Here is a 23,251-nt window from a genome sequence, read left to right as displayed (position 1 = left end):
GTTGAGTGGCTCGGCCAGCAGCGGATTACTCTATGGCCCGCGATGCGTGCCGCATGGCGATATTCCACTACAGGAGGTGGCCATGCGTCGTTTGATCATCGGTGTTTCTACTGCCCTTTTGCTGACCGGCTGCACGACGCTGGAAGGTGTCTCAACGTTGATGAATTTCTGGGCTGATCCGCTGGTAGAGAAGGCTGGCCGAGGCGAAAGAACCTCCAAGCAGGACATTCTCGCTATCCAGCAGCCCAAGCGCATCACCCCGATTCGTAGTGGCAGCTCACAGTGTTTTGACTATGAACTGGAAAACCAAGGCAAAAAAAAGGACTTCTACGTCGGCTTTACCGAGGCCGGCCGTGTTAACGCCTATGGGTTTATAGACTGCGCCGAGGCCATCAAGGCCGGGTATCTGAGTACAAATGAGCCCATGCGCGAGCGTCGTTGAGGCGCCAAGGGGGGCGGCGCACATGACCCTGCCACTGCAATGCTCGTTCCGGCAGCGAGCCATTGCCTGAAAGGTCAATCGATAGGTCGAGGCGCCGGGGCGTTGGTTACAGCGTCGGGGTCCAGGTCAGCCCGAGCATCCAGGTCTGTCCCGCTTCGCGGTAGTCCTGATTATTGGAAAAGTCCGACGCGTTATAGCTGTAGCGGGCGCGGGCGTATTGGCGGTCCAGCAGGTTGTCGACCTTTAGTGAAATTTGGATTTCACGGCTCACCGCCCAACTGCTGCGCAACCCCAGCAGTGCGTATCCACCCAGGCGGTTGCGGTTTTTTTCGTCGTCGTAGCTGCTGCTGATGACCTGCCAACTGGCCCCCAGTCCCAACTTGTCAAATTGTCGATCCAGGTCCAGGTTCAACGTGCGGCGTGCACGACGGGCCAGGGTGTGGCCCGTGTCACGGTCGCACGGGTTGATGAAGGCGGCGCCCAGGTTACTCTGCCAACCAAACAGCTCCTGCTTGAGCGCCGCTTCAAACCCATCGACACGCGCCGACGCCACGTTTTGCGGCTTGCTGGTGCTGTCGAGGATGATCGCGTTGCTTAACTGGGTGCGATACAGCGAGGCTTCCAGGCGCGTGCTGTCACTCAGTTGGCTGCGCCATTGCAGCTCGTAGCTCTTTGACGTTTCGGGCTGCAAGTTGGGGTTGCTGTACTTCGTGTCAGGGTAATAGAGGTCGTTGAAAGTCGGCGCGCGGAAGCCTTCGCTGTAGCTCAGCAGCACGTCATTGTCAGGGTTGATCGGCACGGTGAGGGTGCCGCTCCAGCTGTTTTGCCCACCAAATTGCTGGTTCTGGTCGCGGCGTAGGCCCAGCTCCGTGGAGAACCACTCGCCATGGAAGCGATGCTGCACAAAGGCGGCGCGGTTCCAGCGGCTGTTTTCGGTAAAAGTAGTGCTGCCGTGGAAGCGGTCTTCGTACCAGTCGCCGCCCAGAATCAGGCTGTTCTGGTCGTTGAGCGTCAGGTCGTTCTGCCAGTTGATCGAGTCGCGGTAGGTGTTGAACACGCTGAAATCATCACTGAGCTTATCGCGCTTGGTGTCGAGATTCTCGCTGTGGCCCACTTCCAGGCGCGATTGCCAGCGCTCATTGAGTTGGGCGTCGACATAACCGCTGGCGCTGCTCACGGTGTAATCGGTGTAGGGTTTCTGCCCGACCGTTTGCCCGGAAGCGGCGTCGTAGCGGCCAAAGCTGTTGTCGTACGCTGACTTGCCACGGTTATCCAACAGATTGAAACCAACCTCCAGTTCATCGCTGAACGCATGACTGAGGTTGAGGCTGATGGACTGATTGCGATAGGCATCATGGTCGCTATCGCTTTGAAACGACTCATGCGTGGCGTTGATTCCCGCCGTGTCATCCAGGCTCGCCCCAAGGTTGAAGCGCGTGTGCTCATCGCCGCCGGAAAGACCGACGCTGCGCTCCCAGGTCTGGTGGCTGCCAAACCCCAGTTTCAAGCGTGGCTGCAGGCCTTGCTCGGCATTACGCCGAGTGAATATCTGGATCACGCCGCCAATCGCATCACTGCCGTAGATCACCGAGCGCGAGCCGCGCAGTACTTCCACACGTTCAATCTGGTCGATGTTCAGGTATTGCAGCCCGCTGTCGCCAGAGGTGGTATTGGCGATGCGCTGGCCGTCGACCAACACCAGGCTTTGCGCGGATTTGGTGCCACGAATATAGATGCCCGGCAAACTGCCACGGCCGCCGGTGGGTGCCACTTGTACGCCGGGTACGCGGCTGAGCAGGTCCGTCACGCTGGTGGGTTGCAGGCGGTCGATGTCGTCGCGGGTGAATACGGTATTGGCGGCGCTGCTGTCGTTGCGCGCCTGGACCTGGCGGTTGGCGCTGATCACCACGTCGGGAAGTTTCAGTGCGTCGTCGCGCTCGAAGCTGTCGGCCAGCAGGTCAGGGGCGGGGAGCAGCAGCAAGGGCAGGGCAAAGCGAAGGCGGTTCATGGGCTGTCCATAGCATTTATCAGCAATACAAAACCAATGTGGGAGCTGGCTTGCCTGCGATGCAGGCACCTCGGTTTGTCAGTAAGACCGAGGTGATGCTATCGCAGGCAAGCCAGCTCCCACATTTTTTGAACCGGTTTCTACAGGCCGAGCAGCGCCATGCGCGCGCGCACCGACGCTTCGATACCCGCCTCGTCCAGCCCACACTCTGCCAGCATCTGCGCCGGCTTGGCGTGTTCGACGTACACATCCGGCAAGCCCAGGTGCAGCACCGACTTGAGGATGTTCTCCCGCGCCAGGAACTCGCTGACCGCCGCACCGGCACCGCCCATGATGGCGTTTTCTTCGACGGTCACCAGCAGCTCATGGCTCCCAGCGATGTCGCGTACGAGGGCTTCGTCCAGCGGTTTGACGAACCGCATGTCGACCACGGTGGCGTCGATCTTCTCAGCGACTTTCAGCGCTTCGGCCAATTGCACGCCGAACACCAGGAACGCGGTTTTGCTGCCCTGGCGTCGTACGATCCCTTTACCGATCTCGATCGGCTCCAGGTCTTTCTCGATCACAGCGTTCGGGCCGTTACCACGCGGGTAACGCACGGCCGCCGGGCCGTTGTACAGGTGGCCAGTGCTGAGCATCTTGCGCAGTTCGTTCTCATCACTCGGCGTCATCACCAGCATGCCGGGGATGCAGCGCAAGTAGGACAAATCGAAACTGCCGGCGTGGGTCGGGCCGTCTTCGCCAACCAGGCCGGCGCGGTCGATGGCAAACAGCACGTCGAGGTTCTGCACCGCCACGTCGTGAACCAGTTGGTCATAACCGCGCTGCAGGAAAGTGGAATAGATCGCGACCACCGGCTTGGCGCCTTCACAGGCCATGCCGGCCGCGAACGTCACCGCGTGCTGCTCGGCAATCGCCACGTCGAAGTAGCGCAGCGGGAAGCGCTCGCTGAACGCCACCAGGTCGGAGCCTTCCTTCATCGCCGGGGTAATACCCACCAGGCGCGAGTCGGCGGCGGCCATGTCGCACAGCCATTCGCCAAACACACCGGAATACTTCGGCCCGCTGGCCTTTTTCGGCGCGGCGGCGGGGGCGTTGAGCGGTTCGAGTTTGGTGATCGCGTGATAGCCGATCGGGTCAACTTCAGCCGGGGCGAAGCCTTTGCCTTTCTTGGTGACGATGTGCAGGAACTGCGGGCCCTTGAGGTCACGCATGTTGCGCAGCGTGGCGATCAGGGTTGGCAGGTCATGGCCGTCGATCGGGCCGATATAGTTCCAGCCCAGTTCTTCGAACAGGGTGCCGGGTACCAGCATGCCCTTGGCGTATTCTTCGGTGCGGCGGGCAATTTCCCACGCGCCGGGCAGACGCGAGAGCACCTTTTTGCTGCCTTCGCGCATGCTGGCATAGGTGCGGCTGGAAAGAATTTTTGCCAGGTAATTCGACAGGCCACCGACATTGCGCGAAATCGACATGTCGTTGTCGTTGAGGATCACCAACATGTTGGCGTTCACTTCCGGCGCGTGGTTCAGGGCTTCGAAAGCCATGCCGGCGGTCAACGCGCCATCACCAATCACTGCGATCGCCTTGCGATCACTGCCTTGCAGGCGGGCGGCAATCGCCATGCCCAGCGCTGCGCTGATAGAGGTGCTGGAGTGGCCGACGCCAAAGGTGTCGTACTCGCTTTCGGCACGACGCGGGAAGGCGGCCAGACCGTCCTTCTGGCGCAGGGTGCCCATGCGCTCGCGACGGCCGGTAAGGATTTTATGCGGATACGCCTGGTGGCCCACGTCCCACACCAACCGGTCATCCGGGGTATCGAACACATAATGCAGGGCGATGGTCAGCTCGATGACGCCCAGGCCGGCACCAAAATGCCCACCGGTCTGACCGACCGTGTAGAGCAATTCCAGGCGCAACTCATCGGCCAGGGTTTCCAGCTCGGCTTCACCCAGTCGACGCAGGCCGTCCGGCGTGGCAGCACGGTCGAGCAGTGGCGTGGACGGGCGTTTGCGGGGAATCTCTTGAAACGTCGTGGGCATCAGGCGAATCGTTATAGGTATAGAAGAGGCGGCAGTTTACCTCAAGCGGTGCAAACTGCCCACGCAGAGCGCCGAACTTGGCCGATATGCGGCTGCAATGGCCGCCATTATCAGTGGCGGCGTTCGACGATATACCGCGCCAGGTCGCGCAGAGGCTCGGCCGCCGCGTCGAAAGGTCGCAGGGCATCCAGGGCTTGGTCGCGCAGTTCCAGGGCATACGCCTTGGCCGCTTCAAGGCCAAGCAAGGCCGGATAGGTCGGTTTATCGCGTGCGGCATCCGCGCCTTGGCGTTTGCCCAGGGTCGCGGTGTCACTTTCGACGTCGAGAATGTCGTCCTGCACCTGAAACGCCAGGCCGACAGCCCGGGAATAGGTCTGCAGGGCGGCCAATTGCGCAGCTTCGGCACGGCCACTGGCCAACGCACCCAGGTGCACGGCGGCTTCGATCAGCGCGCCGGTCTTGTGGCGATGCATATGTTCCAGGGCCTGTTGATCCAGCTTGAGGCTGACCGAACCCATGTCGATCGCTTGCCCGCCGACCATACCGGCCGGGCCTGCGGCCAGGGCGAGGGCGGTCACCATGCGCAGGCTGTTTTCTGCGTTCACGCTATTTAAGCGTGGGTCCAGCAGGGCGCTGAACGCCAGGCTCTGCAGGCCATCGCCGGCCAAAATGGCGTAGGCTTCATCAAAGGCTTTGTGGGTGGTCGGCTGGCCGCGACGCAAATCGTCGTCGTCCATCGCCGGCAAATCGTCATGCACCAGGGAATAGGCGTGAATCAGCTCCACCGCACACGCCGCACCATTGGCCTGCTCGGCCGGCGCGCCCAGCGCTTCACACGCCGCATAGGCCAGCAACGGGCGCACACGCTTGCCGCCATTCATGACGCTGTAGCGCATGGCTTCGTAGAGACGCTTCATTTCCGGACTTGGCGCAACAAACAAGGGCTCGAGCGCCGCGTTGACCCGGGCTTGGCTACTGGCCTGATACGCGTCGATCATTCCGGCTGTTCCGCATCGAAAGGTTCTTCGGCCAACTCCCCGTCCCGTTCCAGCAGCACTTGCACTTTCTGCTCAGCCTGCGCCAACGCGCTCTGGCAGTCGCGCGTCAGGCCGATGCCTTGCTCGAACGCCGTCAACGAATCTTCCAGCGACAACTCGCCGTTCTCCAGACGCTCGACCAGAGTTTGCAGGTCGGCGAGGGATTGTTCGAAATCGAGTGCAACTTTTTTGCGGGCCATGGCGGCTATTCCGGTAGACGGTAAACCGGCGCGACACTAGCAGACATGGGGATTGTGGGCAAATGAGCGGGTGGCTTCAGTCGCTTCAGCCATTGATTTGATAGCGCGTACTACGGCCTCCGCCAGGCAAACCGACCAGGCAGTTTTTTCCAGAAGATCAGTAAGATGCCGAGTTGTGGTGGCATTGGACGCCTTCGCCTCTGCCTGGTACTGCGCGGCGTTGATGCCGTGTTCGAAGCCTTTTTCACCGCCGTCGGGCAGGCCGGTGAGTACCTTGATCTGTTCGACAGATAACGAGAGGTCGCGGTGCTGCTGCCAAAACCGGGTCTTGGCCAGAACTCAGTCAATTCGCGCCATCGCCTGCTCCAGGCTGAGCAGCAAGGTTTTCAGGAACCATTCCAGCCAATCGGTGATACCCAGTGTGGCCTTTTGGCTGGATTCCAATGCGTTGCAGTAACCGGCGCGCGCTGATCGCCTACCCGAGTCCTTTACACCGCCGGTGACTCCGGCATGCACCGACGTTGGCCGGCGCTGACCGATTATGCTGTTTTCAAACTATTCGAGAGAGTCATCGACCGCTTGCTCCAAGCCTCGGCGTGGATATGCTTCAAAATCTAGAGCTTTGCGCTGGACGCCTTTTTGTGAATACAGAAAGGCGATGGGGGCTGATCTCACTGCCAGGCTCAGCGGAAGCTAGCGTCAATTCTTTGAACTTTTAATTTAATAAAGTGCTCGTTACAGTCGGGGTGTTCGTAGTGGATATCTTCATCGCTCAGCGAAGTGAAAGTAAGAAAAGTCTCATTGAGTAGCTCTCCGTAGATGAAGTAGCAATAACCATAATTCGCCTTTTCAACCAGTATTTTCCTCGGTTCAACCCGTTCAATCTCGTAGTCGTCGGAAAGGTTTAGGGTGAGTTCTATGTCGTAGGTTTCTCCAATTTCGATAGTGTAGAGGCAGTAGCTGACAAACAGTTTATAGCTGTTCCCTCAATGAGCAATATCACATCATCATTTGCATGCTTGTTGAGTGCTATTACTTTTCCTTTTTTATAGTGGTTTGTTATAGGGTCTGATGACTTTTTCAGTAGAGTAATCATTTGTCGTCCTTCAGAAGTCTTTTAGGCATACGGAGGGGGATACGGGCGGTTTTATTTCTCGCCGGTTCTCATATGAACCCTGCGCTGGCGGGCCGCGCGATAGGAGTGCTGATGTTTGCCTGAGCGAACAGCGATTCGGTGCTGGTGAGGTGTTTAAAAAACTGGGCGGGTGGAGGTTGGTGTGGTTGGATACGTGTTTTCATTAGCCGTTTTGCTCGTTGTCGGGTTTGTTGATGGCCGCGTGAGGGAAGTTGTTTTTCAGGGATAAGCCCAACTAACGCAATTATGGTCGTCCATATAGATCAAAAATCTAAAGCTCATGTCCGTCACCCAGAATGGGTATCCAGTGGTATCAGATAAAATACGCTCGAGGTGTTGGGGAGAGGCGATTTCCCATGCTCTATAGGACGTGTCGAACACAACGAAAATCAACTGATCACTTTCAATGTGTTTTGATACCTCTTGCCAGAAATCAGGGTTGTACCCCGTGCGGTTAACCCGTGATTGAATTGGATCAAGAGGGTTGGCACTCTCGCAGAAAAACACGTTGCCAAGAGATGCGATCAATGTATCTAGGTCTTCGGGGGCAAGTTTCTACTCTGAATACCCAGGTTTTCTAAGCTTTCGTCGATCTCTGCTTCTAGGTAACTCATTGTGCAATACCAATCCTGGAGCGGTTGACGGAGGCTGTGGTGTGCCCAAGTGGTCGAGTGGGTAGTGGAACGGCTGAATGTCTTTTGGACCAAAGGCATCCAGCAGTGCTAACGGACGAAATCTGTCCGGTTCGTAGAGGTAACTGCGATGACGATCCGCGTGATGCTCCGCAACCAGCTTGTCGCCTTGCCAGAAAAACTCCGTCGTTATGTCGTCGACGGTTTTACTGCTGCGTCGACCAAATGGGTAATGGTAGCTGGCAGTTTTAGAGTATTTATCCACTGTCTGTGCTCCCCGGCTGATATAGCTTCTCATCCATCCGTTACCGGGTCGCTGGCTACAAAGTCGGCCATACATCCGAGATAGGTGTTCAGTTAATCTCATATCCTCTCAATGCTGTAGCTACCCGCTATCACTGAAAAGATAACTTCGCCGCTATTGCTGTCCTTGAAGCAATAACTTTTACCTGATTTGTCTGGTGCGATGCGTGCTACCTCTTGCGAAAGGTGAGAATCCTTTTCCTCGTGTATCTCACATTGAGAGGTGATCGCATTTATACTTTTAAAGGCAGCCGGGTTATGAAAAGTGATCAGCAGTGATTGATCTTGTTGGTCCGTAAAAAAAACTAGTAATTCATTTCTTTTGCAAGTGACTTGTTCGATGATTCCCTTTGAGATAGTAATCTTTTCAGTGCTATGGCTGATTCGATTCATCGGTTGACTGGGCTCCCAGAATTTCAAATCGGAGAAATATCTTTCCATGTCATCCATCTCATCATCACCAAGAGAGTCGTCAAAGGGCATAGATATGATCCGGCGTACCTTTGCCAAGCGCTGTGTAACAGCGCAATCGTCGATGAAGTCAGTGGTTGCTTTTCGATACTCTTCTAGATCACCAGGCTTTTCAGCATAATAAGTGCCCATTTTGTGTAAGGATATCAATATAAACTCGATCTCTTTAAGCGCGTCAAGTGCTTCTTTTCCGGGAAGTTCTATTTTTTCATTTTTTCTAACATTACTTTCTCCTTGTGAATTTTGGGTTTTTTAACGTCAAGTTTCTTTTTAGGGTTAGCTCAGTAGAGTTATATCTGGGGTTTGTATCAACTCCAATTGTGATTCCTCTACATCCGTTTCAATGTAATCTCGACCTTTATTTTTTTTGATTTGATATTTGTTCTGCGCTTCTGTCGGGTTTAGTACTTTGCTCTTTGCGGGCTCAAGAAAAACTCTATTGTTGTCCTGAGCCAATATTGCTCCCTCTTTTTCAATGCCTTCCAAGCCAGCTCTGCTCGTATAGTGTCGTAGCCTTACGGTTTTTTCTTGGTTTGATGTGGTAACTGGTAACGTTGGCTCGCCATCGGGAGCTTTTGCGTTCCGTGTTGGGCTCCCGGCTTTATCTTCGGGTTTACATGCATTGGCGCCGGGGCAGGTGTTTAAGCCTAGCGGATCTACCCACCCCGTAGGATTAGGCACGTACTGGTACGCGTTGATCCCACCCGCCAGCTTCACCGGGTCGGGTGTCAGGTAGCGACCAATATCTGGATTGTAGTAGCGATGGCGGTTGTAGTGCAGCCCGCTTTCTTGGTCGAAGTACTGGCCTTGGAAACGTAGCGGGTTGTCGATTTTGTTGATGTCTAGGCGGCTGATCTGGCCATAGGCGCGGTAGTGCGCAGACCAGACGATTTCGCCGTCGGGGGCGGTGAGCTCCTGCGGGGTGCCAAGGTGGTCGAGTTGGTAGTGGAACGGCTGGGTATTTTTTGGACCAAAGCCCTCCAGCAGGACCAGCGGACGGAAACTGTCCGGTTCGTAGAGGTAACTGCGATGCCGATCCGCGTGATGCTCCGCAACCAGCTTGTCGCCTTGCCAGAAAAACTCCGTCGTTATGTCGTCGACGGTTTTACTGCTGCGCCGACCAAATGGGTCATAACGGTAGCTGGCTGTTTGCCCGTTGGGTTGGGTGATGCTAATTAGCCGGTGCTGACAGTCGTAGCGATATTCGGTAACGAGTTGATTGGGGCGCCGGGTTCACTCATTTTTTGAGGTTGAACCTTGGTATCTAGTGAGTAGGTTTATTGTGATTAGCAGGCTTGCCCTGGGTTCGGCTGCGCAGCAGCCTCGAAACTGGCGGCGCGGTTTTGGCTTTCAAAGCGCGTCGCCCTTATTGGGGTTTCTGCGCAGCGCGAGCAAGCTCGCTCGCCACAGCTAAAGATCGAATGGTCTATTTAGAGGTAGTCTTTCAACACCTTTCAAGGCTGTATAAAGTATAAATTAGATGTGGAACCTTCGATTTTCTTGGCTTTTCCCTTTTTTAGGTACTCGTTGAATTCGCGTTCCAAAGATTCTTTGTTGGTGTATTTTTTGTATTTGCATGGTAACTCACATGCGTACATGTACAGCCGCCATGCGTCGAAGCCATCGACTCTTCCGTCAGGGCCATAATCAAAGTCGATACATATTTCGGATAGGTAAACACAGCAACCAATTCCGTGCAGTTCGTAGGTTACATCACCATTAACCTTCCCGCACCGCGGGATTTTGTTGGTTCGCCACAGTCGGAGAATATTTTTAGTGCCGAATGAGCACTCAAGCAAATCAGTTGCCTTCTTTACGTGCTCTAAATACTCTGCGATCAAATTTTCAAGCGTATGAGCTTTCATCGTCTTGGCCTATTTAACCTATCCAGCCCAGCTGTATTTGACGCATCCACCACTTCCTTGGTGTTATTAAACACGCTTTCGTGGCTTTCTATATTTTCAATCAGTTTTATGGTGACCATCGTATGTGTTCGTCTGGCGGCTGCAGCTCGATGGTGGCCGTCTATAATGTAGCGCCGTTCGTTATGCTCAAGCACTTCAATGGGTTGGTTAATATCGTATCCATTGCTTCGCATATTGCCAGAAATCTCCTCAACCTTTTTGGTTGAACGCTTCCCTTCAATGCTGTGTGTCCGACTCAACGTTTCTGCATCAACTCCATGGATAAGAGGAGCGGGAGGGAGCCCTTCATCTACCCGGTTAATTTGGGCTGTATCGTCCGCACCTGTTTGGGGCTTGCAACCGTTCTCACCCGGGCAGCTATGCAAGCCCTGAGGGTCCACCCACCCCGTAGGGTTGGGCACGTACTGGTATGTGTTGATCCCACCGGCCAGCTTCACCGGGTCGGGTGTCAGGTAACGACCAATATCTGGATTGTAGTAGCGATGGCGGTTGTAGTGCAGCCCGCTTTCCGGGTCGAAGTATTGGCCTTGGAAGCGCAGCGGGTTGTCGATTTTGTTGATGTCTAGGCGGCTGATCTGGCCGTAGGCGCGGTAGTGTGCGGACCAGACGATTTCGCCGTCCGGGGCGGTGAGTTCCTGTGGTGTGCCCAAGTGGTCGAGTTGGTAGTGGAACGGCTGAATGTCTTTTGGACCAAAGCCATCCAGCAGTGCTAACGGACGAAATCTGTCCGGTTCGTAGAGGTAAATGCGATGACGATCCGCGTGATGCTCCGCAACCAGCTTGTCGCCTTGCCAGAAAAACTCCGTCGTTATGTCGTCGACGGTTTTACTGCTGCGTCGACCAAATGGGTCATAGCGGTAGCTGGCTGTTTGCCCGCTGGGTCGGGTGATGCTAATTAGCCGGCGCTGACAGTCGTAGCGATATTCGGTGACGAGTTGATTGGGGCGCCGGGTTCACTCATTTTTTGAGGGTGAACCTTGGTATCTGGTGAGTAGGTTTGTTGTGATGAGCAGGCTTATTGTGGCGAACAGGCTTGCCTTTGGTTTGGCTGCGCAGCAGCCTCAAAACTGGCGATGCGGGTTTTGCTTGGGAAACGCGTAGGGTTTATTGGGGCTGCTTCGCAGCCCAACGCGAGCAACGTTACGGTCTATGCGTTGGCTTCTAAGTTGTAACGTATAAGGCACTCAAGTAATACTTTCATGAACTGTCTTTTATCAATGATTTCGTCATTGAAGTAAGTGTCGAAAAGGTAAAAAACAGCTTCGAATGTTTCCTCAGTATTTAGAAAGTGTTCTAGGGTCTGGATGTGTCGCTGTCTTTCTTCATATTTATATCTGATAAATTCTGGTCTGGTCAGCTTGTCAAACAGGTCTTTAAGCTCTTTCGAGCTGTTAACATCTGTGAAAGCAATAAGCTCCTCTCTGTCAGGGTTTCTTGTATTTTCGATGCAATATGTAAAAAGCAGACCTTGGATTGTTGAAAGGCTTGGTTTAATTTTCATTCGAAATCCGTAAAGGCTGTTATGGGTTTTCCGTCTTCATTCAAAAAAACTCTGGCTTTTTCTGTTTTCCATATTCGTAGCCGTCCCGTTTGTATCCCTCTCCGATTATCTTTCCCATGTTCATTGGTGCTGTCCGCCGCATGGCTGACCGAGTCCATCGCCCGCGCATACCAGACGCCCATCTGCTGGCGATACTCCGCCAGGCTCTGATGGAAGCCATTGAGCTCATGTTCGATAAAGGCAATGTGGGCGGCGTGGGTCATCCGTGACGTCTCGGCAAAATGGCAAGGCGTCGGAGCATGCCGCAGGAAAAAGCGCCTGGATGAACGGCTGGAAAAATCAGAAAGGGACGGCGTAGAGAACGAAAAAATCGGTGCCAATTCGAGGCTAAAGGCTACCTCAACTGGCGAAAATGCTTATTGACGGGCACTGCCCCTGCGCGTCCTTGAGCTGCGCTTCAAACACCATCAACTCCGCCTGCATCTGCTGCAACCCGGCGATTTTGCCGGCCAGTTCGCGCTTCTTGCTGGCGATGGCCTGGTCTGCACGCTCCCAAGGCAAGGCATCGCCCTCGTGCCCGTGCAGAATTCCCTGCAACTCCTTGAGCTTGAACCCCAACTGCTGGGCGCACTTGATCAATGCCAGCAGCTCGACACTTTGCGCCGAATAGACCCGGTAACGCCCTTCCCGCTGCGGCGCAGGCAACAGGCCTATCGCCTCATAGTGACGAATCGCCTTGATGGTCGTGCCCGACAGTTGCGCGGCTTTGCCGATGTACATGAAAACTCCCTTTTCCCATTAGTCCGCCAGCCTGAGTCAGCCACTTTGCCCGCTGCGCTGGCGTAGAGGCCAACACCGGCCCGAACATCAACGTCTTGGTCGGCTTGATGCCGCAAAACGCCAGTGTGGTGCTGCGCAACTGATGAATGCCGGGCATGCGGTAGAACCAGCGGTAATACCACGGCGGCGTGTCCAGGGTCACCAACACGTGCGCGGTTCGGCCGAGCAGCAGCTTGTCAGGAAATGACTTGCCTTCGCGGTATTTAAAGGCAAAGCCGGGTAGGAAAATACGGTCGATGAACCCTTTCAATAACGCCGGGATACCCCCCCACCAGATCGGGAAAACGAATGCCAGATGGGTGGCCCAGAGGATGTCGGACTGGGCGCTGAGCAAGTCAGGTTCCAATGCTTGGATCTGTGTGTAGCCGTGGTGAAGCACGGGGTCGAAAGAGAGGTCGCGCAAGGGTAGGACGCGTACCTGGTGGCCGGCGAGGTTTGCACTGTGGATGTAGGCATCGGCCAAGGCTGAGCAGAAGCTCGTGCCGCAAGGGTGGCCGAGGATGACCAGGATGCGCTGTGGCATGGGATGAGGTCCTGAAAAGGGGGCTTTCAGGGTAGTGTGTGCCGTATAGGGGAGAGTCAAGCGCCGGACCATGCCGCGCCTCAAGGCCGCTCAGTTAAGCGAACGCAATACGCTACGCAGCGAAGATCAACTGTGGGAGCGAGCTTGTCCGCGAAGACGTCAGCCCAGCAAACATTGATGTTGACTGAACCACCGCTTTCGCGGGCAAGCCCGCTTCCACAGGGATTTACGCTTGACTGAACGGCATGGGGTCGCCTTATAAATGCCTACGCAACATCAAGCCGTGTGCTTGCTCCCCGTCTCCATGTCCGTGCTGCCCCAAGGCCGCCAATCGTCGGTGTGCCGTTCACTGCCATGCGGCCCGCTGGAGCTGGTGCCGCCTGCGAGGAATTTTTCCCACAGGTTTTTGCTGTCCGGGTCGCTGTCTTTGTGCAGGTAGGGCGCCAGTCGCGCGAGCGAGCTGCCTTTTTTGTCTGCGGTTTCCTGGAAGTGTTTCCACTCGTCCGACTGATACTCGAACATCGACTTGTCGTCCGGCGTGTCGCGGCCGCCGTACATGTAAGTGGCATAACGCGCGTATTCGAGCTTGTCGCCCCAGTCGTCCTTGGTCACGCCGGCGTCGGCGAGGTCTTTGAAGAACTTGCCTTGGGAATCGGTGAGTTTTTGCATTTTGGCATGCTCGACCGCCTCGGCAATCAGGGTGCCTGCGACCCCGAAGATCACACCCGCCACGGCGAAAATCGGACCCGCCACGCGGGCGCCGATGGCGAGCCCGCGTATGACCGTCGCGGCAACATCACCGGCCAGTTTGCCTGCCAGGTGAGCACCTTTGGGGGCGAACATCGAGATGGTATTGGCGATCGCCATGCCGGTACCGGACGCACCCCCGCCCAGCGTGAAGGCAGCGTCAGTTTTTTCCAGTGCGGTCTTGGCGTTTTTCAGTTTGCGCGCGCCGGAAACGATGTCCATCACGCCGCCGGTCAAGTCCAGGCCGGAGCCGCCCATAAACCGCAGGAACGAACGCCCCGAGGCGATCGCAATTTCGGATTTGGACGCTGGCGTACCTTTGCCGGGAAGGTCCTTGACGCCCATGTGCTCGCCGAGGGTTTTGGCGGCGCTGTCGTACTCCTTCACCTCATCGGCCGACAGGTTGCCCACGTCGAGTTTCTTGAGGGTGTCGGAAGCTTCCTTGACGCGGGTGCTGATGGATGCGGCCAGCGCGTCAGATTTTTCTGTGGTTTTCTTGCCCCAGATGTCCGGGAGGTTCTCATCGATCAAGCCGAGCCATTCAGTGGCTTTGATTTTTGCCGGGCCTTTACCGTCTTTGTCCACGTCAGGTTCATAGGGTTTAGTGCCACCCAGGGTTTCCACAATGTTCGAACCGAACTTGAGGAAGTCGTTGGTGAAGCTCAAGCCGGCGACCAGGTCTTTCGCGGCGGCGATCTTCTGGTCGTCGGTCATGTTGCCGCCGCCATTGGCGAGCTGCAGCGCGCCGCTGACCAGGTTCATGGTGCCCGCCATGGCACTGAGCCCGCCGGTGGAGCTGGCGGTGTGCAGCACTGTCTTCAAGGAACCGGCGGCCGCTTCGCGATTGGCGCCCAGGCCCTTCAATTGGGTGTCGACCACCTTGTCGATGGCTTTCGGGTCGCCGCTGGCAGCCGCGAGACGAATGGCCGCTGCGATCTGTTTGTTCTCTGCCGGCGTCAGCCCTTTGATATGGCCGTCGAGGATGTCGATCTCATCCTTCATCTTTTTGTACATGTCGTAGGCTTTGTCGCCCTTGTCCAGGCCACCCAGGGCGGCGTTGATACCGCCCTTGATCATCGTGAACGAGGCCTTCAGCCCACTTTCGGTATTTTCCGGCGAGACCTTGTCGGGGTTTTCCATGTAGGTGTTGAGTTGGTGCGTCATCATGTTCTGGTCGAACGTCTGTTTGCGCGCGGTGTAGCTGTCCGGTTCGAGAATGCGCAGCGACTCGAAATAGCGGTCTACGTCCAACTCGGCCATTTCCGATTTCTTCGGATCACCCGAGTCATTCATCGCGATCACATATTCTTCGAAGTTCAAGTTGGCATCACGGGTGCCGTCTTTGAAGAGGGCCGGGAATACTTGTTCGCGAACTTCATTCAACCGATCTTCCGATAAACTACCGACACTTTTCTTTAGTTCTGCGTCGTAGCGATCCTTAATCCCTTCCTTGCCCATCAACGTGGAAATTTCTTTGGCAAGTTTGTCCTCGTCGACCATCTCTTTGACGTCTTTGCCGTTCAACTGGGTCGGGGTCTTATCCGTCTCACGGTATGTGCCGCTGCCCAGGTTGATGCTCTCCGCGTAGCCGTACAGGTCGTAGCCGTCGTCCAGCGCGGCCTGGGCGTCCATCAGCTTGACGATCTTTGCTTCATCCGAGTTTTCGGCCAGCTTGCCGCTCTTGATGTCATCGCGAATGCCCTGCACAAGGTTCTCGGCCGTCTGGCCGCCCACGGTCTTGTCGTTGGGCAACTCCATGTCCATCAGCCCTTCGGCACCGAAGGTCGGGATGTTGTATTTGTCGCGCAGGGCCTGCACGTCTTCGGGCTCATCGGGCGGCGCGGCCTTGTCGGTGTGCGTCGCGTCTTTGACGTGCATCAGGTCGCCTTTGAGGCTCGAATAGCCGTACTTGCCGAAATCCTGCAAGCGCCCGGCCTCGGTGCCATGGCGGGCTTCCTTGTCTTTGGTGAAACCGTCGATGCTGTCGTTGTCTTTATTCCTGGCGTCGATGCCAGTGAGCAAATTGCCGTTTTCATCGATGCTCACCACATGTTCCAGCACCTGGGTGGCGCGGTACGCGGCGTCGGCGTCGTTCTCGAAATCGCCCACTTGCTTCTTGAGGTTGTCCTTCACGTCGCTTTGGTTGCCGAGGTTTTTCAGCAGCGGTGTGGCGTCGATAATCTCCTTGGCCGAGCGCGTGTCACCGTCGGGGCGCTTCTGCTGGTCACCCAAGTCCGACTTCACCACCTCGCCGCGCAGGCTGGAATAGCCATACTTGCCGAAATCCTGCAGCCGGCCCGCCTCAGTGCCATGCCGCGCCTCGCCATCCTTGGTGAAGCCGTCGATGCTGCTGTTGCCAACATCCTGGCCATCGGTCAGCTTGCCGTTTTCGTCGATGTATTCGACATGCTCCAGCACTTTCGAGGCGCGATAGGCTGCGTCCGCGTCTTTCTCAAAATCGCCGACCTGCTTTTTAAGGTTGTCTTTCACGCCACTTTGATTACCGAGTTGGGCGAGCAGCGGGGTGTCATCAATAATTTGCTGGGCTGAGCGGGTATCACCTTCGGGGCGTTTCTGCCCTTTACCCAACTCGTCTTTGGGTGCAGACGCTTTTTCGACGGATTTTTCCCAGGCAGCGACGGAGCTTTTTTGAGTGACCGCTGCGTCCTTTGGGGTCGTTTCTACCTTCGCTACCATGGTACTTCTCCTGATCTAATTATTACGCCTGCCCCTTTTAAAACGCGCAGGGCCGCACAACTTCCTAGGTAACTTACCCGAGGCGGTTTATTGAATAACGAGAGGGCGGCCTTAATTGGTTGGCCGCTGGGCGTTGCTGCTGTGAAAGATGGCGTGACGGAACTTAGCACGGACTTTTAGTCAATTCGCAAAGCCTTCACAACAATTCACAACGGCGAGGTTATTTCGGAACATTTATGGAGTAGGGCGCGTATAGGCAAAATAGCCTGACGTTCAACGCGGGCTTATCGTAGAGCGCGTCGAGCTGGGTGGTGGTACACCGCTCCCGTCGAAGAACCGTTCATCAGATTTCAATGACGGCAGAGACAGTCTTAAGCAGAGGGTGCTTTTTGACAGGTGCGACGAACCAGAAAAAATCTCACGCGTGAGCTATTGAGCATCGCCAACATTGCCTGTAGATTTTCTCACGCGTGAGTTTTTCACAACGAGGTCAGCACCATGAAAAGCAGCTCTCCATCGAGCCCGCCAGCAGGGCCCGATCCTGATTCAGCAAGCCGCAAGGGAGAGCGCTTGAAGTCGCCCGCGAAAAAACCATCGAGCTTTTACATGAAGCAGATGCGCGCGGGCCTGGCGGCCGCCGGTTATGTGAAACACGAGACTTGGGTGCTTCCCGAAAACCGAAGCCTGCTCAAGCAAATGGAGAAACAGCTTCGCCAACCGATTCTGGCTGGCTCATTCATGTCGGAGAATTTCATGAGCGCAGGTACCAACTGGAATATCGATCGCCTCTTCACAGCGCTTCAGGCTCTGGATGAAGTGGTTTCCAACGACATTACGCTTTCTCTCGTTCAGGGCGCCGAGTCCAGCATCAAGCTGGAAATGAACGACTTCGGGGGCTTGCCGATTTACATCGCGGTGGTCGGCGAACAGATCATCGTGGACACCGTGCTGGTCGACGTCGAGTCCATCAATGACGTAACGGCTTTCAATGATGCGGTGCTGCGCAGCCGGGAGATGTTCCCGCTTTCTTCGATCGGCATCGAGTCCATGCCTAACGGCCAAGTTGTTTACAACATGTTCGGTGCGTTGAGCTCCGACTCCAGCCTGACCAACATCGTGACTGAGGTGAAAACCCTGGTCGACAACGTGCAGCGCGCCAGCGAAGCCTTCGAACGTTTCTTCAATTAAGTATTCGGGAGTATCCAATGACTCAGTCCATCTGGAGCAAATTGTTCACCGCGCTGCGTGGCGGTGCCAGCGAAGTCGGCGAATCGATCGTCGACCAACAAGCCCTGCGCATCCTCGACCAGGAAATTCGCGACGCCGACACGGCGCTGGCCAACGCCAAGCGTGAGCTGGTGAGCATCATGGCCAAGCACAAACTGGCGGCTGATCGCGTCGGTGAGTACGACGCCAAGATCAAGGACCTGGAGTCCAAGGCCATGGCCGCTATCCAGGCCAATCGTGAAGACCTGGCCATGGAAGTGGCCGAAGCCATTTCGACCCTGACCAACGAACGTGACGTCGAGCAAAAGCAGGCCACGGAGTTTGGCGGGTACGCCGACGGCATGCGCAAGGACATCACCAAAGCCGAAAGCCGGATCAAAAGCCTGCGCCAGCAAGTGGACATGGCCAAGGCGCGCGAAAGCGTACAGAAGGCCCAGGTCAGCGCGTCCATCGCCAGTGGTGGCGCCAACGGCAAGCTTGAAACCGCCGTCGGTACCCTGAATCGCTTGCAGGCCAAACAGCAGCAACGTGCCGCTGAGCTGCAAGCCCAGGATGAACTGGCTGAGGCATCCACGGGCACCGACCTGGAGCGCAAGCTGCGCGACGCCGGCATCACGCCGGACACAGGCAGCGCCAATGCGATTCTGGAACGCCTGAAGCAAAAGTCGGCCGAGTAAGCCGCGCCGAAGCAAGAAGGGCAGGCTCTGCCCTTCTTTTTTTACATCGAGGTCAGGATGGATGCCCTGAAGGGTTTCAAGACAATCGCAGGCCTTGCCCTGTTGATGGTTGCGCTGCAACTGGTCAATGTGGGGACCGGTTACAGCCTCATGGCATTCGGCCTGATCCCGAGAACGGTGCAGGGGCTGCTCGGCATCCTCACCTCACCGTTTTTGCACGCGTCGTTTGCTCATCTGAGCGCAAACCTGATCGCCTTTTTGGTCCTGGGCACCTTGGTCATTGTCGATGGAGTCCATCGGTTCATTGCCGTCAGTGCGATCATTATTCTGCTGGGCGGTTCGCTGGTCTGGCTGTTCGGTTTCAGCGGCGTACACATCGGTGCCAGCGGCTGGGTATTCGGGCTCTGGGCCTACCTGCTGTCTCGCGCCTGGTTTCACAGAAGCTGGAGCAACCTGATAACGGCCGGTGTTGTAGCGGTGCTGTATGGTGGCCTGGTCGTGGGTTTCCTGCCTCGTCAGGGGATCTCGTTCGAGGGGCACTTCTTTGGCGCGTTCGCCGGGTTTATTGCAGCCAAGGTACTTCTATCCTCGCCGCGCAGCAGGTTTAATGCCGGGTGAACGCGCTTGAGCCTCCACACGCCGAGGCGATCTTGTCATTCGCAATCAAATACCCAGGGAGTCAGGGGCCAAATGTCGATGTTTCTTTTGTTGCGCCTGCGCGCCGCCTCCCTCTTTCCCCGCTTCTGCATCGCCTCCGCTCGCCTCAAGGAAATCTCCAATGGGATGGTTTAAACAATTGATGGGGCTTGAGGCCCCGAAAGCGAATACTGCGCCGCAATGGACAGCCGGCAACACCCAGCCGGCCACCGGGCCACTAGGCCTGGCACCCGGCAAAGGCGTGATGTTCGACGCGAGCCTGAAATTGTTGCTCGATGAAAAAACCACGGTGGTGATCCCTGGCTCCCAGGAAATCTGGGCCAACGGCACCGTAGACCTCGGCCAGTCGACCTGGCTGTCGCGCTATTACATGAACGACGAAGATTACTGGCTGCAGGTGCACACCACCGGCGAGATCGCCGGGCAGGTCGAGTCGGTGATCCTGTTCAACTACCTCAGTGTCGTCACCATCAGCAGTGAAGCGGAACTGCGTCGACTGGCGGGGCCACAGAGTCTGATCGGGCTGCCGACCTACACCCACAACGGCGTCGAATACGCCCGTGTGTGGGGCAGCGAAGCTGGCCAGACAGAGCTGGTGGCGATGACCGAACAGGTTGTAAACCCCGAGGACGCCTACAACGTCGAGCACCGTTCGATGCTGTACGCCCGCGACACGGGTCTGACTGATCGTCGCGAGTTTCTGCTGTTTTCCGTCGAAGAAGACGCAGAGGGCACCGTTAGCCTGAGTACGTCGCTGGGCATTTCGCTGTACACAAACGACCTGACTACGCTTTAAAAAAAGGAAAACCCCATGCTGGAAGCGCTCTCTATCTCTCTGAACAAAGCCGCTGTGTTTGGCTTTGTCACCTACATCCTCGGTGCGGCCGTGCTGTTCGCACTGTTCCAGTTCATCTACACCCGCATCACGCCGCACAAGGAGTTCGAACTGATCCGTGCGGGCAACGTGTCGGCTGCGGTCGCGCTGGGCGGTGCCATCATCGGCTTCGCCATTCCGGCCAGCAACGTGATTGCCTACTCGATCAGCCTCCTCGACTTCGTCGTCTGGGCGGTGATCGCCGCCGTCGTCCAACTGTTGGCGTTTCTGCTGACCAGCCTGGTGCTCAAAGGCACGTCCGAGCGCATCAAGAATGGCGAACTCGCCGCCGGTATCTACGTGGCCGCCGTGTCCATCAGCGTCGGCATGTTGAATGCCGCGTGCATGACGCCTACCCAGAACTGATCGCGCACGGAGCTCCCGATGAAACGAAGCAAGTACGTCCAGTTGTCGCTGGCAGCGTCGGTCGCGATGGCGATATCCGGCTGCGGGCCGACCGAAAAAACCTACGATTTGCAAAAGAAGTACAACTTCCAGTCGGTTCAGCAATGCGCCGATGAAAAACTGCCGGTGGACGTGTGCTCGGACGCCTACATGACGGCCATGGCCGAGCATCGGCGCATTGCCCCGGTGTACGACAGCCAAGCCGATTGCGATGCCGACTTTGTCGCCAACTGGTGTCAGCAGGATTCCAACGGCAAGTTCATCCCCAAACTGGGCGGTTTCGAACTGACCGCCGCCGGCCAGGTGACGCAATCCCAGGTCGATGCGGCCAACGCTCAAGCCGGCGGCGCCCAAGCGAACAGTGGCGGCTCGGGCTTCTCCACCAGCAGCCTGCTCACCGGCCTGCTGATCGGCAACATGCTCAGCAACAATCGCAACAGCTACCGCTCCGAGCCGGTCTACCGCTACCGCGATGATCGCGGCGATTACGGCTCTTCGACGCTCAACCAGCGGGTCTCGAATGGGGCGACGTTTGGCCGGTCCAACCAGGCCAGGTACGGCAGCAGCAACTACACCAACACGCTGCGCTCCTCCAGCAAGCCGGTGTCCGTGGCGTCCTCGACCTCCCGTGGTGGCTTTGGCAGCAAAGCCAGCGCCCGCAGCGGCTGGGGCGGCGGCGGGTCGAGCAGTTAAGGAAACCGGGCCATGAAAAAGATCCATTGCGCAGAGCGTCATGACTGGAAACAGACCGCCGACAGCCTCGGCTTTCTGTTCCACACCATCGACGACGAACCCTACTGGGACGAAAGCGCCTACTACCAGTTCACGCTCAAGCAAATCGAGCGCGACCTCGAAGACCCGACCACCGAGATCCATGACATGTGCATGGACCTCGTGGCCCGCGTGGTGCAGAGCGAAGAGTTGCTTGAGCGGCTGAGCATTCCCGCGCCGTTCTTCGACATGATCCGAACCTCATGGCTCGAAGGCCACCCGCACCTGTACGGGCGCATGGACTTCTCCTACAACGGCACCGGGCCCGCCAAGCTGCTGGAACTCAACTACGACACACCGACCAGCCTCTACGAGGCGGCGGCGTTTCAATGGGGCTGGCTGGAACAATGCATTGAACGCGGCCTGCTGCCCAAGCATGCCGACCAGTTCAACAGTATCGACACCAAACTGCACCAGGCCTTCGCCCAATTGCAGGTCAACCAGCCGTTCTACTTCGCCTCGATGAAAGACTCGGTCGAAGACAAGGGCACCACGGACTACCTGCGCCTGGTCGCGGAAAAAGTCGGCATCGAATCGCGCCACATCGACATCGAAGACATTGGCCTCACCAGCGAAGGCCGTTTCGTCGACCTCGAAGATCGCTGGATTGCGCACCTGTTCAAACTGCACGCCTGGGAATTCATCTTCCACGAGCCCTTCGGCGCCGCGATTGCCGAGTGCGATACCCAGTTCTTCGAGCCCGCCTGGAAAGCCATCCTCTCCAACAAAGGCATCCTGCCGCTGCTGTGGGAATTCAACCAAGGCCACCCCAACCTGCTCGCGTCCCACCTGGATACCGACCCCGGCAAAGCCGTGCCAAAGGGCTGGGTGCGCAAACCGTTCTTCTCCCGCGAAGGCGCCAACATCGAACTGCAAACCGCCGACGGCCTGATCGTAAAAGAAGACGGCCCCTACACCGACGCGCCGTTCATCCTCCAGGAGTTCGCGCCGCTGCCGCGCTTTGGCGACAGCTACACGCTGATCGGGTCCTGGGTGATTGGCGATCAGGCCGCGGGGATTGGCGTGCGAGAAGACAATAGCTTGATCACCAAAGACTCAAGCCGGTTCTTGCCGCACCTGATCCTCGACTGAGTAAGGGCAAACAGCGCCTCTGTGGTGAGCGGGTCTGCACCAATACTCAAGGCAGCGAAGATCAAATGTGGGAGCGGGCTTGCCCGCGAAAATGGTGTATCAGTCACCGAATATATCGACTGATTCACCGTCATCGCGTGCAAGCCCGCTCCCACAGGTTTTTGGGGAAATCCCGTCAACCTCAGCCCTGACGCGCCGTCACCGCCGCATACCCATTCATCAAATTCCGATAGTTAGGAATCCGCTGGGACAACAAATTCCCCAACCCTTCCATGTCATTGCGCCAGTCGCCCTGCAACTCACACGCCACCGAAAACCAATTCATCAACTGCGCTCCGGCCTGCGTCATCCGGCTCCACGCCGCCTGCTGCACCGTGGTATTGAACGTGCCCGACGCATCCGTCACCACAAACACCTCAAACCCCTCCGCCAGCGCCGACAACGTCGGGAACGCCACACACACATCCGTCACCACACCCGCAATGATGATCTGCTTGCGCCCAGTCGCCTTGACCGCCTTAACGAAATCCTCGTTATCCCACGCATTAATCTGACCCGGGCGAGCGATATACGGCGCCTCCGGGAACATCTCCTTCAGTTCCGGCACCAACGGGCCGTTAGGACCTTGCTCGAAACTGGTGGTGAGGATCGTCGGCAGGTTGAAGAACTTCGCCAGGTCGGCCAGGGCCAGCACGTTGTTCTTGAACTCGTTGGGGGAGAAGTCCTGCACCAGCGAGATCAGGCCGGTTTGGTGGTCGACCAGCAGAACTACGGCGTCGTCTTTGTTCAAGCGGCTGAGGGTTGGAGTGCTCATGGTTGAAATCCTTTTTGTTTAGGTTGGGTTGGGCGTTGCGTTCAACATGGGCACAGATTAATGGGTGGGGCGTGGGGGATAAATCGGGTGGGAGGGGTAATACTGTCAACTCAAAGGTGACAATTGTTTAAGGGCCAGCAGTACCGGTCCCTTTCATTTGCAGGACGTTTCCTAGAGAATCCCAGCGGCTTGCGCCAGCAAAATCCCGAGACTAGGCTGCGGACCGTCACTGCA

At 56.8% G+C, this 23,251-nt stretch carries 22 protein-coding genes and 4 pseudogenes; 8 read left to right on the top strand and 18 right to left on the bottom strand.

Translation table 11 applies throughout. The features are described from left to right. Positions 1-82: 82 nt before the first annotated feature. Positions 83-442, top strand: a complete 360-nt coding sequence (locus C4J83_RS26860) for a transcriptional regulator (protein ID WP_119741407.1) — start codon at positions 83-85, stop codon at positions 440-442. Positions 443-548: 106 nt separating this feature from the next. Here the strand turns inward: C4J83_RS26860 and C4J83_RS26855 are convergent, their stop codons facing one another. From C4J83_RS26855 to C4J83_RS26775, 17 genes and pseudogenes are all read right to left on the bottom strand, one after another. Further along, positions 549-2,450 (bottom strand): TonB-dependent receptor domain-containing protein, encoded by a 1,902-nt coding sequence (locus C4J83_RS26855; protein WP_124418555.1) that lies wholly within the window; start codon positions 2,448-2,450, stop codon positions 549-551. A 140-nt stretch (positions 2,451-2,590) separates the two neighbouring features. After that, the gene (gene dxs, locus C4J83_RS26845) at positions 2,591-4,489 is read right to left on the bottom strand and encodes a 1-deoxy-D-xylulose-5-phosphate synthase (RefSeq protein ID WP_106580250.1); all 1,899 of its coding nucleotides are present in this window, start codon (positions 4,487-4,489) and stop codon (positions 2,591-2,593) included. Positions 4,490-4,599: 110 nt separating this feature from the next. Next, a complete protein-coding gene (gene ispA / locus C4J83_RS26840; protein ID WP_106580251.1) occupies positions 4,600-5,487 on the bottom strand; it encodes a (2E,6E)-farnesyl diphosphate synthase in 888 nt (295 codons plus the stop codon). Next, the gene (locus C4J83_RS26835; RefSeq protein ID WP_003176346.1) at positions 5,484-5,726 is read right to left on the bottom strand and encodes an exodeoxyribonuclease VII small subunit; all 243 of its coding nucleotides are present in this window, start codon (positions 5,724-5,726) and stop codon (positions 5,484-5,486) included. Before C4J83_RS26835 ends, ispA begins: the two co-directional genes overlap by 4 nt. Before the next feature lie 85 nt (positions 5,727-5,811). Further along, a pseudogene (locus tag C4J83_RS26830) lies at positions 5,812-6,191 on the bottom strand (DUF4172 domain-containing protein); the annotation flags it as partial. 218 nt (positions 6,192-6,409) lie between these two features. Beyond that, complete coding sequence (locus tag C4J83_RS31290; protein ID WP_491630701.1) at positions 6,410-6,646, bottom strand: UCP019853 family protein; 237 nt, start codon at positions 6,644-6,646, stop codon at positions 6,410-6,412. 833 nt (positions 6,647-7,479) lie between these two features. Then, positions 7,480-7,743 (bottom strand): annotated as a pseudogene (locus tag C4J83_RS31225) (RHS repeat domain-containing protein); the annotation flags it as partial. 113 nt (positions 7,744-7,856) lie between these two features. Further along, on the bottom strand, positions 7,857-8,399 hold the full coding sequence (locus C4J83_RS30860; protein ID WP_256660628.1) for a hypothetical protein: 543 nt from the start codon (positions 8,397-8,399) through the stop codon (positions 7,857-7,859). A gap of 144 nt (positions 8,400-8,543) precedes the next feature. Then, positions 8,544-8,753, bottom strand: coding sequence for a hypothetical protein (locus C4J83_RS30855; protein ID WP_256660627.1), 210 nt, complete (start codon positions 8,751-8,753; stop codon positions 8,544-8,546). 60 nt (positions 8,754-8,813) lie between these two features. Then, positions 8,814-9,485: pseudogene (locus C4J83_RS30850) on the bottom strand (RHS repeat domain-containing protein); the annotation flags it as partial. A gap of 236 nt (positions 9,486-9,721) precedes the next feature. Continuing rightward, positions 9,722-10,132, bottom strand: coding sequence for a DUF6896 domain-containing protein (locus C4J83_RS31220; RefSeq protein WP_106580255.1), 411 nt, complete (start codon positions 10,130-10,132; stop codon positions 9,722-9,724). Beyond that, positions 10,129-11,130 (bottom strand): annotated as a pseudogene (locus C4J83_RS26800) (RHS repeat-associated core domain-containing protein); the annotation flags it as partial. The pseudogene C4J83_RS26800 and the gene C4J83_RS31220, both read right to left, overlap by 4 nt. Positions 11,131-11,339: 209 nt before the next feature. Beyond that, positions 11,340-11,693 carry a hypothetical protein gene (locus tag C4J83_RS26795; RefSeq protein WP_124418552.1) on the bottom strand — a complete coding sequence of 118 codons (354 nt, stop codon included), beginning with the start codon at positions 11,691-11,693 and terminating at the stop codon, positions 11,340-11,342. Next, on the bottom strand, positions 11,690-11,956 hold the full coding sequence (locus tag C4J83_RS26790; RefSeq protein WP_124418551.1) for a hypothetical protein: 267 nt from the start codon (positions 11,954-11,956) through the stop codon (positions 11,690-11,692). Before C4J83_RS26790 ends, C4J83_RS26795 begins: the two co-directional genes overlap by 4 nt. A gap of 136 nt (positions 11,957-12,092) precedes the next feature. Continuing rightward, complete coding sequence (locus tag C4J83_RS26785; RefSeq protein ID WP_124418550.1) at positions 12,093-12,473, bottom strand: MerR family transcriptional regulator; 381 nt, start codon at positions 12,471-12,473, stop codon at positions 12,093-12,095. After that, positions 12,412-13,056, bottom strand: a complete 645-nt coding sequence (locus C4J83_RS26780) for an NAD(P)H-dependent oxidoreductase (protein ID WP_124418549.1) — start codon at positions 13,054-13,056, stop codon at positions 12,412-12,414. The genes C4J83_RS26785 and C4J83_RS26780 overlap by 62 nt, the downstream gene beginning before the upstream one ends. 276 nt (positions 13,057-13,332) lie before the next feature. Beyond that, a complete protein-coding gene (locus C4J83_RS26775) occupies positions 13,333-16,500 on the bottom strand; it encodes a type III effector HrpK domain-containing protein (protein ID WP_124418548.1) in 3,168 nt (1,055 codons plus the stop codon). 606 nt (positions 16,501-17,106) lie between these two features. Here C4J83_RS26775 and C4J83_RS26770 point away from each other — a divergent pair. From C4J83_RS26770 to C4J83_RS26740, 7 genes are all read left to right on the top strand, one after another. After that, complete coding sequence (locus C4J83_RS26770; RefSeq protein ID WP_119741422.1) at positions 17,107-17,688, top strand: YjfI family protein; 582 nt, start codon at positions 17,107-17,109, stop codon at positions 17,686-17,688. A gap of 17 nt (positions 17,689-17,705) precedes the next feature. Next, positions 17,706-18,404 carry a PspA/IM30 family protein gene (locus C4J83_RS26765; RefSeq protein WP_106580262.1) on the top strand — a complete coding sequence of 233 codons (699 nt, stop codon included), beginning with the start codon at positions 17,706-17,708 and terminating at the stop codon, positions 18,402-18,404. A gap of 57 nt (positions 18,405-18,461) precedes the next feature. Further along, on the top strand, positions 18,462-19,022 hold the full coding sequence (locus tag C4J83_RS26760) for a rhomboid family intramembrane serine protease (protein WP_124418547.1): 561 nt from the start codon (positions 18,462-18,464) through the stop codon (positions 19,020-19,022). Positions 19,023-19,182: 160 nt separating this feature from the next. Next, a complete protein-coding gene (locus C4J83_RS26755) occupies positions 19,183-19,857 on the top strand; it encodes a DUF2491 family protein (RefSeq protein WP_124418546.1) in 675 nt (224 codons plus the stop codon). Positions 19,858-19,872: 15 nt separating this feature from the next. Further along, complete coding sequence (locus C4J83_RS26750) at positions 19,873-20,301, top strand: DUF350 domain-containing protein (RefSeq protein WP_106580265.1); 429 nt, start codon at positions 19,873-19,875, stop codon at positions 20,299-20,301. Between the two features lie 18 nt (positions 20,302-20,319). Continuing rightward, the gene (locus C4J83_RS26745; RefSeq protein WP_119741429.1) at positions 20,320-21,033 is read left to right on the top strand and encodes a DUF1190 domain-containing protein; all 714 of its coding nucleotides are present in this window, start codon (positions 20,320-20,322) and stop codon (positions 21,031-21,033) included. Positions 21,034-21,045: 12 nt separating this feature from the next. Beyond that, entirely contained in the window at positions 21,046-22,203 is a 1,158-nt protein-coding gene (locus tag C4J83_RS26740; protein WP_124418545.1) for a glutathionylspermidine synthase family protein, read from the top strand. A 181-nt stretch (positions 22,204-22,384) separates the two neighbouring features. Here the strand turns inward: C4J83_RS26740 and ycaC are convergent, their stop codons facing one another. Continuing rightward, positions 22,385-23,017, bottom strand: a complete 633-nt coding sequence (gene ycaC / locus C4J83_RS26735) for an isochorismate family cysteine hydrolase YcaC (RefSeq protein ID WP_064454308.1) — start codon at positions 23,015-23,017, stop codon at positions 22,385-22,387. Positions 23,018-23,251: the final 234 nt, after the last annotated feature.

This window comes from Pseudomonas sp. LBUM920 (assembly GCF_003852315.1).
In the GTDB taxonomy this organism is placed as follows: Bacteria; Pseudomonadota; Gammaproteobacteria; order Pseudomonadales; family Pseudomonadaceae; genus Aquipseudomonas.
This window is presented reverse-complemented; position numbering and strand designations above follow the sequence as displayed.